This is a genomic window from Streptomyces sp. NPDC058665 (assembly GCF_042714995.1).
In the GTDB taxonomy this organism is placed as follows: Bacteria; Actinomycetota; Actinomycetes; order Streptomycetales; family Streptomycetaceae; genus Streptomyces.
The window spans coordinates 1-12950 of record NZ_JBHXRX010000014.1; the positions used below are offsets into that span (position 1 = coordinate 1).

At 72.8% G+C, this 12950-nt stretch carries 11 protein-coding genes; 3 read left to right on the plus strand and 8 right to left on the minus strand.

What is annotated here, in order from left to right:
- Nucleotides 1-273: 273 nt before the first annotated feature.
- Both ACFWV8_RS11300 and ACFWV8_RS11305 read left to right on the plus strand, forming a co-directional pair.
- A complete protein-coding gene (locus ACFWV8_RS11300; protein ID WP_384199860.1) occupies nt 274-507 on the plus strand; it encodes a chaplin in 234 nt (77 codons plus the stop codon).
- A 160-nt stretch (nt 508-667) separates the two neighbouring features.
- Entirely contained in the window at nt 668-1588 is a 921-nt protein-coding gene (locus tag ACFWV8_RS11305) for a chaplin (protein WP_384199862.1), read from the plus strand.
- A 55-nt stretch (nt 1589-1643) separates the two neighbouring features.
- Here ACFWV8_RS11305 and ACFWV8_RS11310 read toward each other — a convergent pair whose 3' ends face one another.
- The gene (locus ACFWV8_RS11310) at nt 1644-2939 is read right to left on the minus strand and encodes an FAD-dependent oxidoreductase (protein ID WP_384199864.1); all 1296 of its coding nucleotides are present in this window, start codon (nt 2937-2939) and stop codon (nt 1644-1646) included.
- A 37-nt stretch (nt 2940-2976) separates the two neighbouring features.
- Nucleotides 2977-4350 (minus strand): ATP-grasp domain-containing protein, encoded by a 1374-nt coding sequence (locus tag ACFWV8_RS11315; protein ID WP_384199866.1) that lies wholly within the window; start codon nt 4348-4350, stop codon nt 2977-2979.
- Between the two features lie 147 nt (nt 4351-4497).
- Here ACFWV8_RS11315 and ACFWV8_RS11320 point away from each other — a divergent pair, with 147 nt between their 5' ends.
- A complete protein-coding gene (locus ACFWV8_RS11320; RefSeq protein ID WP_384199868.1) occupies nt 4498-5688 on the plus strand; it encodes a glycoside hydrolase family 26 protein in 1191 nt (396 codons plus the stop codon).
- A gap of 86 nt (nt 5689-5774) precedes the next feature.
- Here the strand turns inward: ACFWV8_RS11320 and ACFWV8_RS11325 are convergent, their stop codons facing one another.
- Genes ACFWV8_RS11325 through ACFWV8_RS11350 form a run of 6 tightly spaced genes read right to left on the minus strand, consistent with a single transcriptional unit; the run spans nt 5775 to nt 12871 of the window.
- Nucleotides 5775-7007: a GNAT family N-acetyltransferase gene (locus ACFWV8_RS11325; RefSeq protein WP_384199870.1), complete on the minus strand. Its 1233-nt coding sequence runs from the start codon at nt 7005-7007 to the stop codon at nt 5775-5777.
- Nucleotides 7007-7678 carry a lipopolysaccharide biosynthesis protein gene (locus tag ACFWV8_RS11330; RefSeq protein ID WP_384199872.1) on the minus strand — a complete coding sequence of 224 codons (672 nt, stop codon included), beginning with the start codon at nt 7676-7678 and terminating at the stop codon, nt 7007-7009. Before ACFWV8_RS11330 ends, ACFWV8_RS11325 begins: the two co-directional genes overlap by 1 nt.
- A gap of 7 nt (nt 7679-7685) precedes the next feature.
- Nucleotides 7686-8873 (minus strand): glycosyltransferase, encoded by a 1188-nt coding sequence (locus tag ACFWV8_RS11335; RefSeq protein WP_384199874.1) that lies wholly within the window; start codon nt 8871-8873, stop codon nt 7686-7688.
- Nucleotides 8870-9661: a polysaccharide deacetylase family protein gene (locus ACFWV8_RS11340; RefSeq protein ID WP_384199876.1), complete on the minus strand. Its 792-nt coding sequence runs from the start codon at nt 9659-9661 to the stop codon at nt 8870-8872. The genes ACFWV8_RS11335 and ACFWV8_RS11340 overlap by 4 nt, the downstream gene beginning before the upstream one ends.
- On the minus strand, nt 9651-11516 hold the full coding sequence (locus ACFWV8_RS11345) for a lipid II flippase MurJ (RefSeq protein ID WP_384199878.1): 1866 nt from the start codon (nt 11514-11516) through the stop codon (nt 9651-9653). Before ACFWV8_RS11345 ends, ACFWV8_RS11340 begins: the two co-directional genes overlap by 11 nt.
- Nucleotides 11513-12871 (minus strand): O-antigen ligase family protein, encoded by a 1359-nt coding sequence (locus ACFWV8_RS11350; protein ID WP_384200138.1) that lies wholly within the window; start codon nt 12869-12871, stop codon nt 11513-11515. The genes ACFWV8_RS11345 and ACFWV8_RS11350 overlap by 4 nt, the downstream gene beginning before the upstream one ends.
- Between the last annotated feature and the right edge of the window lie 79 nt (nt 12872-12950).

Consider the following 12950-nt stretch of genomic DNA (forward strand, 5'->3'; position numbering starts at 1 on the left):
GTTGTTTATAAGACACTGACCAAAACCACACCCCGGCCCTCTCGCCCACGGGGGCGGCCACCGGCCGACACCCAGCGCCGCTCCGCCCCCCATTCCCGGGCTAACTGCGCGGGTGGGGGCTAATCCCCCCCCCCCGGCTCAGTATCGTATGTCGGGGGAGTTTCCTAAATAGCGCGTACTCGTTGGGATTCCCGCAGCGGCGGTGCGGCTGAAAATCCGTGCTCGCGTGGCACGAGAGCCGTGCACGCGACCCGTTGCGGAAAGGGCTCAACCATGAATGCGAAGAAAGCGGCCACTCTTGTGGCGGGTGTTCTCCTGGCCGTCGGTGCCGCGGGGCCGGCCGTCGCCGACTCGGGCGCGCAGGGTGCCGCGCTGAACTCGCCGGGCTTCCTGTCCGGCAACGTCGTCCAGATCCCCGTGCACGTGCCCATCAACGCGTGCGGCAACAGCCTCAACGCGTTCGCGCTGCTGAACCCGACGGCCGGCAACACCTGCGTCAACGCCTGACCCGCACCAACGTGCGCGTGAGCGCACACGCGCCCCCGGGGCGCACCCCGGGGCCGGTCCCGACCGCGTACAGCGATACGCGCGTCGGGGCCGGCCCCGGTCAACACAGCACAGACCCACGAAGCACCGGCGACACACACCGGCCACACAGGAGAACCAGATGCGAGAACTCATCGGCAAAGGACTGCTCACCGCCGCGGCGGCGTCGAGCGTACTGTCCCTGAGCGGTGGATACGCCCAGGCCACCAACGGCGAGGCAGCCGCCACCGGGTCCCCGGGACTGCTGTCGGGCAACAGCGTCCAGGCCCCTGTCGAGATCCCGGTCAACCTCTGCGGCAACACGGTGAACCCGGTCGGCGCGGGCAACCCGTCCTTCGGCAACAGCTGCGCCAACTCCTCCGGCGGCCAAGGGTCCTCCAAGCCCCGGCCCGACCACCACGCGCAGCAGCAGGCCCCGCACGCCAAGCCGGCACCCCACAGGGTGCCCGCCCAGGGCACCCACAGCACCCACGACACCCACGCGAGTTCGACGCACGCCGCCAAGCCGGGTGAGAACGGCGGGAGTTCCGCACCGGTCAGACCCGGGCACCGTCCTGACCAGGGAGCCCACACGGGCCCCGCCGGTCACTCCGAGCGCCCGGACCACGGCGGCTCGTCGGCGTCCGGCGCCACGGCCAACTCACCGGGGCTGCTCTCGGGCAACCTCGTCCAGGCCCCGCTCGACATCCCGCTGAACATCTGCGGCAACAGCGTCGACCTGGTCGGTGTGCTGAACCCGGCCTTCGGCAACGCCTGCGTGAACGGCTCGGACGTGGCGCCCCCGAAGACCCCGCACCACCCGGGCGAACCGATCGACCCCCGCAACCCCCCGAGGCCCCCCGCGGAGCCCCCGGTCGTACCGGACAACCACGTCCCGATGATCCCGGAGCAGCCGCGACCCGTCGAAGAGGGCGACTTCGTCGACCAGTTGGCCACGACCGGATCGAACACGAACCTGCTGGCGTCGGCCGCGATGAGCACCGGCCTGCTGATCAGCGGCGGCATCCTCTACCGCCGCAGCAGGACGGCCGCCCGCCGCTGACCCTCTCCCGCCGCCGGACACAGCGCCCACGCTGCGCGTCCGGCGGCGGTTCCGGTCAGAACCGCTCCATCCAGTTCGGCTGCGCCGCACCGGCCGCAAGCCTCTCGTGCGGCTCTCCCGGCTGTACGTGCCGTGAGCCCGTTCCCAGCCGCCGTCGCACCCCGCGTACGACCCGCCCCGCCGTGTACGTCGCGCCGTACACGAAGCGCATCGACGGGCCGAACGACGGCGCGCTCAGCAGACCGGCCACGAACAGACCGGGGTGCGACGTCTCGAAGGAGGCGTCCGTCTCGGGGGCGCCGCTCGCGCCCACGGTGCGCAGCCTGCGGCGCAGCCGCTCGTCGAGCAGTCCGGTCCTGTCCAGGCCGGGGGTGAAGCCCGTGGCCGCGATGACATGGTCGGTCGTGACCGCGTCGGATCCGCGGCCGGATAGCAGGTCGAGCCGGATCCGGCCCTTGGCGGGAGCGGCGGCGACCACGTTCTCGCCCAGCCGGAGGTCCACGGCCCGCTCGAACCGCTCACGCAGCCACCAGGCACCGGCGGGTCCGAGCGCCGAGGTGAAGACACGCGTGCGGGTCGACGCGGGCAGCCGGTGGAAGAGCCCGGGGGTACGGGCGTAGAGCCAGTTCTTCCAGCCGCAGCCCAGGCCCGTGTGCGGGGTGCGGGCGGCCTCGCCCATGGGGCGTTCGAGGGGCGGCGGGAGGGTGTTCCAGTTCAGCCGCTCGGACCGGGCGACCACGCGTACGGCCGTGCCCTGTTCGGCGAGGAGCGTCGCGGTCTCCAGCGCGGCCTGGCCCGCCCCGACGACCGTCACGTCCATGCCCTTGAAGCGCGTGAGGTCCGCGTGGTCGACGCTGTGCGACACCCGCTCGGGCGGGAGGGCCCGCAGCGGTCCTGGGATGTCGGCGAAGGGGCGGACGCCGACGGCGAGCACCACTGTGCGGGCCAGGACCGTCTCGCCGTCGGTGCCGGTCGCGGGGTCGTCGACGGCGACCTCGAAGCCACCCCCGGCGCGGGCTCGTACGGCGGTCACGGTTCGTTCCTCCACCGGCGGCGCGGCCTTGGCGGCGAACCACAGGCCGTACGAGGCGAAGAGGCCGACCGGCAGCGGGACCCCGTGCGGGGTCCGCACCCCCTGGGTCGCCGCGTAGGCCGCGAGCCCGTACTCGCCCTTGGGGTCGGAGAGGTTCGACGCCCACGGCTCCGACTTCAGGAACATGCCGGGCGGCATCCCGTCCCGCCAGGCCGCCATCGGCCGCCCGAACACCCGGGGCTGGAGACCGGCCGCCGCCGCGTGCGACGCGATGGACAGCCCGTAGGGGCCGGCACCCACAACTACCAAGTCCTGCATACGAGTTCGCCGCTCTCTTTCTCTCGTGGGATCGGGGTCAGCGCGGGACGGGCGGGGTGGTGCTGTCGGCGGCGGGCTCCGGGGCGCGCCGGCGCTGGCGTACGCCGGACAGGAGCGACCGCGGCGCCCGCTCGTCCCCCGGCAGCCCGGCGGACGGCCGGGCCCGGAGGCGGAGCCGGCGTACGCTGCCACGCGCCGCGTGCAGGAGCCAGGCCGCGGTCATGGCGTACGCGGGACGCGGATCGTCCCGCGCGAACCACGCCGCCTCCGTGCCGGCCGGCCGGATCCGCCGGGCCTTCGCGTGCCCCCGCTTCCGGCGCCCGGCCGAGGACAGGGCGGACAGCAGCGCGTACTGCTCGACCACGAAGGTCCGCCCGTGCGCCGGGACCAGAGGGGGAACGGGGCGCCCGGTGAGGTCCAGATGCAGCGCCCGTACGACGTCCGTGCCCGCCGGGTCGGTGAAGAGCCGGAACTGGGCGCCGGGCCGGGGGTTGAAGTCGAGCAGGTGGTACGCGCCGGTGGCGGCGTCGAGCCGGAAGTCGAGGTCGACGATGCCCCGGTAGCCGAGCGCGGCGATCACCTCGCCCGCCAGCCGTTCCACGGTGGGGTTGGGCAGCCACCGGCCGACCGCCGTCAGCCCGGCGGCCACCGGCCACGACCGTTCCTTGCGTCCGGTCGCGCCCAGGAGCGTGCCGTCGCCGCCGCTGTAGCCGTGGAAGAACCAGTCCAGATCGCGTCCGCGCGGCAGCATCTCCTGGAGCAGCAGCCGGCTTCCCGCCTCCGCGCCGCGCCCGAACAGTTCCCTGGCCTCGCGCGGCGAGCGCACCACGACGGTGCTGCGCAGCCCGGAGCCCTGGGGCAGCAGCCATGGGCGGCTCCACTTCGCGACCACCGGCAGCCCCAATGTCCAGGCCGCCCGCGCGGCCTCCGCGCTGTCACCGGGGACGGCCGTACGGGGGTGCGGCAGCCCGAGGGTGGCGCAGATCTCGGCCAGCTCCGCCTTGTCGGCGACCCGCTCGGGCAGGCCTGACGGCTGTTCGGGCAGGAGATAGCGGCCGGCCAGGCGGGGCCTCAGCCGAGCGACGGAGATAGCGCTCAGATCGTCGAGGGGGACGAGGACGGCGGGGGCGCCGAGCCGCTCCGAGATCCGCAGCAGCAGTCCGTGCAGTTCCTCCCTCTCGTCGGCCGCCGTGGCCCGCGGCCCGTCGTCCGGGACCCGGTTGTCGGGACGCGGATGGCCGGTGTGCAGATACCGGGATCTGGCGACGGGGCTGCGCGCGGACTCGATCACGGCATGGACCGTGATTCCCGCGCGGCCGAGTGATCTGACCGCGCCGAGCGTTCCGTGGTGGAAGGGATTCCGGTCGAGCCGCACGAGCACGGCGGGGACGCTGGTGTCAAAGCTCGCCACGGTGGTGTCCTTCATTTTCGATGACCCATGCGGGGGGTGAAATCCACGGACGGTCTAGTAAAAGGGCGGACCGGGTTCCCGATCGGCCTGCCAGAAATAGTTTTGGAGCTGTGCGATACGGAACGCCTCCCCTCATGAGGAGCACACATGTCCTATCGATTTCGACGGCTGATCAGCACCTGGCTTGGTGTCATCATGACCGGCCTCCTTTGCTCGGGTTCCGCGCTGCCGATGGCGAGTCACGCCGCCGGCCCCGATGCCCGCGGCATTCCCGAACCGCCGGAAGTGAAATCGCCTGCGATGGGGGCGTACCTCGATTTCGGTCCCGAGGGCGTCCGCCGTATCGCCGCAATGGAGAAATGGCTCGGGGGTACGGAACTGCGGGTCGGGCACTCGTATCTCCCCGGTGACGTCTGGTCCAACATCGAGGGCAGCCCGAGCTTCCTGAAGGACTGGGCCGACTGGAAGAAGGCCCGCGCCGACCGCATGTTCGTGCTCAACGTCCCGATGCTCGAACGGACCGAGGGCCGGGTCGGTGACGCGGATGTCCGCAAGGAACTGCGCCGGGGCGCCCTGGGCGAGTACGACCGGCACTTCCGGGTCCTGGCCGAGCGGCTGGTCTCCCTCGGCGTGCCGGACACGGTCGTCGTGCTCGGCTGGGAGATGAACGGCACCACGTACACCCATCGTTGCGCCCCCGACCCGCGGGCCTGGAAGGCGTACTGGAAGCGGATTGTCGGCGCCATGCGCGCGGTACCCGGCCAGAAATTCCGTTTCGATTTCGCTCCGAACCGCGGAAGGGACGCCATTCCCTGGACCGATTGCTATCCGGGCGACGACGTCGTGGACATCGTGGGGATGGACTCCTACGACCAGCCGCCGGGGCGGACGTTCGAGGAGCAGGTCAATGAGCCGTACGGGCTCCATCACCATGTGAATTTCGCCGCTCGGCATGGAAAGGTTATCTCCTATCCGGAGTGGGGCCTCTTCCGCAACGGCGACAATCCCGAATACATGCGGGGCATGCTCAAGTGGATCAAGGATCACCGGCCGCTGTACAACACGGTCACCGATTACTGCCCGCACGGCGTATATCAGTGCCGCGAGAATCCGCGGTCCTCGAAGGTGTTCCGTTCGATGCTGTACGGGCAGCGGCCCCAGGCGGAACCGAGCGTCCCGCCGGTCACACCCGCCGAGCCCCAGCCGGATCCCAGCGCCCCGGCGAAACCCGAGACACCGGCGAACTGCAAGACGCTGACGCTCAGTTCGTGGATCGAGACCGTCCTCGGCAAGAAGATCTGCCTTCGCTTCAGCGGGTGGGAACGCTGGCTGACCTGAGCTGAGGTCCGTCACCCCGGCGGCGGCACGGTCATCCCTTGCCGCCGCCTCGGCGTGTGCGCCTCACACCTCACCGGGCCCTGTCTTCAAGATCCCGTCCGGTCCGCCCTGCCGGCGGACGACGCTCCTTTGAAGACGGGGCCCAGCCTTGCCTTCATCACCGGCAGCCGCTCGTTGACCAGGACGGCGGCCCGGCCGCGCGCGGCGGCGTGGGCGGCGACCATGCGCAGCGAGGGGGCCGCCAGGCGGCGCGCCATCAGCAGCCGCTGGTTGCAGACGGTCTCCGGGCGCCAGTGGTGCTTGTACGGTTCGTTGCCGCGCAGCATGCTCAGCGTGGAGCGGCCGTCGGCGCTGATCCGCCGGGCGCTGTCGCGCAGCAGCATCGTGGCGACGTCGACCTTCCGCTCGCGCAGCATCGGGTCGGCGCCGTACAGATAACCGCCCGCGAGCCGCGGTGACATCAGGGTGAGGTCGGCGGCCACCACCTCGCCCCCGAGCAGGAACTCGGTGATCCGCGCGTCGCCGCACTCGACCATCGCCCGCACCGAGCGGGTCAGATGCTGGGCGAAACGGGCGCTGAGGTGTTCCTGGGTGACGCCGCGTCCCTCCCACTGGAGCCGGTGGAGATGGAGGAGCCGTTCGACGGCGGTCGGGATCTCGTCGCCCGGCACCTCGCGTTCCTCGATGCCGGCCGAGTCGATCTTGCGGATCTTGGCCCTGACGCGCTGGGCGCGGGAGGACTGGAGACGGCCGAGCAGCTCGTCCATGGGGACGGCGGGCAGTTCGAGGCAGGGCGAGTCGGGCAGCGTGTCGCGCGGGCCGTCCCAGCACTCGTAGACCCGTTCGACGGCGGCGCCGGGCCGTACCTCCCGGAGGTCGATCACGGCGGTGCGCGCGGCGTTGGCGAGGGCCTTCGCGAGGGCGGGGGCCGCGCTGTCGGCGCAGTCGTCGTCGAGCAGGACGTCGGAGAAGTCGGAGATGGAGCCGCCGAGTTGGACCAGTACGGGGAACGGCCGGTGGACCAGCATCAGCGGCGCGGCGCCGACGAGCGCGCCGTCCCGGCGCAGGAGGACGACGCGGAGCCGGCCGCGGGTGCCGTACGACAGCCACCAGGAGTGCAGCCACGCGTGGCTCTGGAAGGGGGTGGCGGCGCCGGAGCGGCGGTGGAGCGCGGTCCACTCGGCGGCGAGGGCGCCGAACCGGTCGGGGTCCCGGCAGATCTCGGAGGTCAGTGCCGTGAAGGTGCCTCTGCCGACGGTCCTGGCCGGGGCTGCCGCGCCCGCCCGCCGGCCTCGCTTGGTGGTCGATTCCGGCGCCATCACACACTCTCCGTCTGGGGCACGGGCGCGGCCGACGGACCGGGTACCGGCGCGTGCACCTCGCCGGGCCGCCGCTTCGGGCGCACCAGTACGAGGAGGCCGCCGAGGAGGCCGCCCGCGGCGGCGCCGACGAGCGCGGCCAGCGGCACCGACGGTGACACGGGGCTGGTGGGCTTGACCGCACGGGCGAACTGGACCACCCGGACGTTCGTACTGCCCTGCATCTGCGTGCCGTTGAGCACCAGCGAGCGCGCGACGCCGTCGGCCATGCTGACGGCCCTCTGCCGGCCGCTGGAGGTGGCGGTCACCGAGATCATCGGGGCGTCGGGCGAGGTGACCGTGGTGACGTTCTCCTTGAGGACCTTCCGGGAGACCCCGGCCCACACCTGGGCGTCGCCGGTGACGGCGACCTGCGAGGCGACCCGCCCGTATGCCTGCGCGAAGCCGAGCGCGGCGGCGGGGTCGGTCTTGTCGGTCGGTACGACGAGTACGTAGCTGGTGGCGGAGTACTGCGGCGTACGGAGCGTGCCGTACGCACCGCCCGCGAACGCCCCGATCAGGACGCAGACCGGCACGATCCACCAGACGAACAGGGCTTTGGTCCTCGCCAGGACCCGGCCGGGCCAGGAGCCCTCGCGGCGCTTGCCGCTCTCTTTCTCGGTCTTCGTCATCGGGCACTCACTCCTCGGGGGTGGCCGGGCGGCGGACGGGGCGCGCGGACGGGCCGCCGTTCCCCCGCAGGGCGTGGTCGTAGACGGACATCAGCTGTTCGGCGCTGCGGGAGATGTCGTAGTGGCGGGCCGCGGGCGGTACCGGCAGTCGGCGGGGGCCGTCGCCGGAGGTGAACCGCCTCTGGAATTCGGCCAGTTCGGTGACGAGGTCGGAGACCGTCCCGCTGATCTGGCGCGCGCCCGGTGCCGCGTCGGGGGGCAGGTCCGTCAGGGCGGGGCAGGTGACGTGCAGGACGGGCAGCCCGGCGGCCAGGCCCTCGACCATCGCGAGCCCGAAGGCCTCGTCCTCGGACGTGGACACGAAAAGGTCCATGGCGGCGAGAAGTGACGGCAGGTCAGGTCCCTCGTCGGCGGCCGGATTCGGCGGTGGGTCCTCGCACGCGCCGGGCATCAGGATCCGGTCGGATGCGCCCAACTCCGTTGCCAGGGAGCACAGTCGGTCGCGCTCGGGGCCCTCGCCGACGAGCAGGAGGCGGGCGCCGGGCAGGGCGGCGACGGCGCGGACGAGCGTGTCGAAGCGCTTGCCCGGACTGAGCCTGCCGACTCCGCCGACGACGAACGCGTCGGCGGGCAGGCCGAGTTCGGCGCGGGCCTTGTGCCGGGCCGTCTCGTCGTAGCCGAAGCGCGGCACGTCGATGCCGTTGGGCACGACATGGATACGGTCCCGGCGTACGCCCCAGCGGCGCAGGCGGTGCGCGACGGTGGTCGAGACGGCGACCGTCGCCGAGCCGAGGCGTTCGGTGCCGAGGTAGAGGGCGCGGGCGCCGGCGGTCAGGGGGCGGCCCTCGATCTGGGTGGCGCCGAGGGAGTGCTCGGTGGCGACGACGGTCCGTACGCCCGCGAGGCGCGCGGCGAGGCGTCCGTACACACAGGCGCGGTAGAGGTGGGTGTGGACCAGGTCGTACCGGCCGTCCCTGATCAGCCCTGTCAGGCGGGGCAGTGCGCCGAGGTCACGGTTGCCTCTTATATCGAGGTTGGTGACCGGGCAGCCGTCGGCGGTGATCCCGCGTGCGACAGCACCCGGGTTGGTGAGCGTGACGACGGCGCTGTCGGTGGGCAACTGGCGTAGCAGCAGGCGCAGTTGCTGTTCCGCGCCGCCGATGCCGAGACCGGTGATGACATGCAGCACCTTCATGCGCCGCCGCCCTCACCCGTGGTCGCGGCCTCGGCGGGCAGGGAGGCGGGGCCGTACGGGACGTAGGGAACCGGTTCCCGGCGCCGGCCGTGCAGGGCGCGCTTCAGGAAGAGCCGGAAAGCGGTGTCCTCCTGGCCGATGTGCACCCGCGGCAGTGCGAACAGGCCGGTGAGCGGGCCGGGGCTGATGCCGACCGCGTACCGGTAACCGGCCTCCCGTACGGCGGTCATGGCGCGTTCGTCGACCGTGCCGTACGGATAGCAGAACCCGGTCACCTCGCCGCCCGTGAGCGCGGACAGCGCCTCGCGGCTGCCGCGTGTCTCCTCGGTCAGCAGCGCGTCGTCGGCGGCGGTGAGATCGGTGTGGCGCAGCCCGTGCGAGCCGATCTCCATGCCGGCCGCCGCCGCCTCGCGGATGCCGTCGGCCGTGAGGAGGGGCTTGCGCGGGCCGAGGCTGTCCCATTCGTTGCTGCCGCCGAGCCGGCCGGGGAGCACATAGACGGTGGCGGTGAACTCGTACCGGTGCAGCAGCGGCACGGCGTTGGTCAGGAAGTCGGCGTAACCGTCGTCGAAGGTCAGGCCGACGAGTCCGGCGTCGCGGCCCCGCGCGCGGGCGACCAGCAGGCGCTCCATGCTCACGCCGGTGAGCCCGCGGCGGCGCAGCCAGCGCAGCTGCCGGTCGAGCCGGTCGGGCGAGACGGTCACCTGGTAGGGGTCGTCGGCCGAGTCGGTGATCGAGTGGTACATGGCTGCCCACAGGGGGCCTGCGGAGACCGTGTCAGCGGACATCGATGAGCTTTCGTGTGGCGGAGCGGACGAGGGAGTCGATCTCGGGCACCTGGAGGGCGCGTGCGATCACGAGGAACACCGCGGCGACCACCAGACCGGCGAGGGCCGCCGCCGGTACGGGGGCGGGGACGAGGGCGCCGCAGAGCCATCCGGAGCCGGTGGCGGCAGCGGCGGCGGCGCTGAGTTTGACGAGCCCTCCGGTCATGTGGCGGACCCGCACCGGAACGCTGTGCCGGGCGACACCGTGGAGCAGGAGGGCGGCGGTGACGGTGATGCCCAGCGCGTTGCCCGCCGCGATCCCGAGGACGCCCCAGGTGCCGACCAGCAGGGCGCCGCCCGCGGTGGTGAGGGCGAGGCCGGTGAGCATGGCGAGCGCCGGGAACCACAGGGGGCGCGCGGCGGAGAAGTAGCAGCGGACGAGGGCCCCGACGAGGGTGTGGCCGAGCAGCCCCAGTGCGTAGACACGCATCACGGTGGCGGTGGCCGCCGTGTCCGCCCGGTCGAAAGCACCGCGCTGGAAGAGGATTTCGATGATCTGCGGTGCGCACGCGACGACGGTCGCGGCGCCCACGAGCACGATGACACCGGCGAGCGCGAGGTCGCGTTCGACGCGCCGCCTGGCCCGGTCGGTATCCCCGGCCGCCATGGCGCGCGCGACGACGGGGAAGGTGACCGTGCAGAGCATGAGGGACAGCACCATCGGCATCTGCGCGACCTTCTGCGCGTAGTTGAGATGCGAGATGGCGCCGGCGGGCAGGGGCGCGGCCAGGAAGCGTTCGATGAGGACCTGGGACTGGCGCGTGAGGGCGAAGACGACGACGGGGGCGAGCAGTCCGATGACGACGAGCGGCCGGCCGGTGCCGGGCTGTTCGCCGGACGGCTCGTGGGCCGGCTCGTGCGCAGGCCCGGCCGCGCGGCGTTCGCGCAGCCGGCGCCAGACGACCGGCGCCTGGACGAGGACCATCAGGACGCCGCCGAGTGCGACTCCGACGGCCGCGGCGCGCACCCCGAGCCGGTCGCTGAGGACCAGCATCGTGGCGATGATGCCGACGTTGTACGCGACGTAGATCATCGCGGGCGGTACGAAGCTGCCATGCGCCCGCAGGACGGCGCTGCAGTACCCGGCGACGCCGAAGCTGAACGCGCAAGTGGCCGTCAACCGGGTGCAGTCGACGGCCAGTCGGGTGTCGGGGAGGCCGGGGGCCAGGACGGCGACCACCCAGGGCGCGGCCAGGATCAGCAGGACGGCGCCCGCGCTGAGCGCGAGCAGCAGGACCGGCAGGGTCGTACGCAGCAGGGCGTGCACGGGGTCACGATCGCGGTCACGGTCGGGATCGAGGCCGGTGTCGAGGTCGGGAGCGAGGTCGGGCGGTGGGCCGGGCAGGAGCGGCTGACGCGCCGCCCTGCGCGCGAGCGCGAGGCTGAAGGCGGGCACCAGGATGAGCGCCATCGCGTCCTCGATGAGCAGCGTCGACGCGACTTCGGGGACGGTCCAGGCGACGAGGAACGCGTCGGTGTCGGGGCCCGCCCCGTAGAGGTGGGCGATGGTCTGGTCGCGTACGAGACCGAGCAGGGCTCCGGCTGCGGTGAGGACGGCGGTCACCAGCGCCGCGCGGGCGAGGAAACGGCCGGAGAGATGGGCACCCCCGCCGCCCGGATCGGCGGCGTCCGCGCCGGTGTCCGCGCCCGTGTCGGCGTCGTTGTCCGCGTCGGTCCGCTTGGACAGCGAGATCGAGGGGGGCGGCGGCCTGCGGCTGGGAACGGCGGGCTGCTGGGCGGCCGGAGCGGATTCGGCGGGCGCGCCCGCTCCGGCGGGCTCCGTCCTGGGCTGCGTCGCGTCGGTCAGATCGCTCACGCCGCACCGGATTCCTGGACGGCTCCGACGGCTCCGCCGTCCTCGCGGTGGTTCGCCCGGCGGTCGAGCGCCCACCACGCGGCCAGACCGAGCACGACGGCCGTCAGCACCGTCGAAGGCCCGCCGATGTCCGCGTAACCGAAGTCCACCAGCTGCCAGATGAGGAGCCCCGCGGCGACCAGCGCGCAGTCGAAGCCCGTGTGTCCGCGCCGTGCGCCGGGCAGCCGCCGCAGCACGAGGACGAGCAGCGCGGCCCAGCTCCCGGCCAGCGCCAGCAGACCGACGATCCCCTGTTCGCTCAGGACCAGCAGATACATGTTGTGCGGCGAGAGCAGCGGCTGACGCTCGAACGCCTTGCCCGCGCCGGCCGTGTCGCTGCCCGACGAGAGGGCGACCGAGGAGTGGCTGTCGCGGTAGGCGGGGAAGCCCTTCAGCCCGACGCCGGTGACCGGATCGGTGCGCCACATCCCGGCCGCCGCCGCCCACATCGTGTACCGGTCGGTGACCGACCTGTCGGGCGCCTCGGTGACCTCGGTGATGCTGCCGAGCCGTTCGGAGACCATCTGCGAGCCGATGCCGAGTCCGCCGACGAGTACGACACCGAACGCAGCCACCACGAGGGCGACCCGGGCCGCGCGGCGCAGCCCGGAGAGCGCGAGTTGCAGCGTGACGGTCACGGCGGTCGCGATCCACGCGCCCCGGCTGAAGGAGACCACGAGCGGCAGGAAGAGCAGTGCGGCGCAGCCGAGCGCGACGGCCCGCTGCCGGCGCGGCACGTCACGCCCGCCGCCCTGGCCGGGTTCGGCTCCCGCGCCAAGGGCCAGGCCGACGGCGGCGACCAGGCCGTACGACACGACCGTGGCCATGCCCATGACGTCGGTGGGTCCGAACGTGCCGACGGCGCGGACGTCCTCGCCCATGTACGAGGCGCCGGTGCCGGTCAGGTACTGGACGACGCCGACGACCCCCTGCACCAGCGCGAGGACCACCATCGACCAGGCGATGAGCCGGAAGTCCCGGCGGTCCCTGATCAGCAGCAGCAGCGCGCCGGGGACCAGCACGAAGATCTGGAGGTAGCGCGCCACGCCCGGCAGGCTGGACACGGGGTCGTACGACGTGATCGCGGCGACGCACACGCCGAACACGGGAAGTCCCAGTACCAGCGCGGCCGTTCGGGTCAGCGGCCGGGCGCGCTCGCGCAGCACCCGTACGAGACAGAAGAGAACCAGCAGCGCGGAAGCGGCGTCGGCCACCGTCCCGGAGCCGGCCGCGCCGTCCCCGGCGGGACCGGCCACCGGCACGGCGACGAGCGCGACCACCACGAGGACGGGCAGCACCGGAGCGGCCCGGCGCAGCGCCCCGCGCCAGTCGCGTTCGGCGGAGGCGGTGAGGGGAAGAGGATCGGATTCGGTACGGGGGGCGAGGAGCAGCGTG

Bases quoted from the DNA above. Each gene is read 5' to 3' on its own strand.
- ACFWV8_RS11300 (WP_384199860.1), top strand. From the start codon at position 274: ATGAATGCGAAGAAAGCGGCCACTCTTGTGGCGGGTGTTCTCCTGGCC.
- ACFWV8_RS11305 (WP_384199862.1), top strand. From the start codon at position 668: ATGCGAGAACTCATCGGCAAAGGACTGCTCACCGCCGCGGCGGCGTCG.
- ACFWV8_RS11310 (WP_384199864.1), bottom strand. From the start codon at position 2,939: ATGCAGGACTTGGTAGTTGTGGGTGCCGGCCCCTACGGGCTGTCCATC.
- ACFWV8_RS11320 (WP_384199868.1), top strand. From the start codon at position 4,498: ATGTCCTATCGATTTCGACGGCTGATCAGCACCTGGCTTGGTGTCATC.
- ACFWV8_RS11325 (WP_384199870.1), bottom strand. From the start codon at position 7,007: ATGGCGCCGGAATCGACCACCAAGCGAGGCCGGCGGGCGGGCGCGGCA.
- ACFWV8_RS11330 (WP_384199872.1), bottom strand. From the start codon at position 7,678: ATGACGAAGACCGAGAAAGAGAGCGGCAAGCGCCGCGAGGGCTCCTGG.
- ACFWV8_RS11335 (WP_384199874.1), bottom strand. From the start codon at position 8,873: ATGAAGGTGCTGCATGTCATCACCGGTCTCGGCATCGGCGGCGCGGAA.
- ACFWV8_RS11340 (WP_384199876.1), bottom strand. From the start codon at position 9,661: ATGTCCGCTGACACGGTCTCCGCAGGCCCCCTGTGGGCAGCCATGTAC.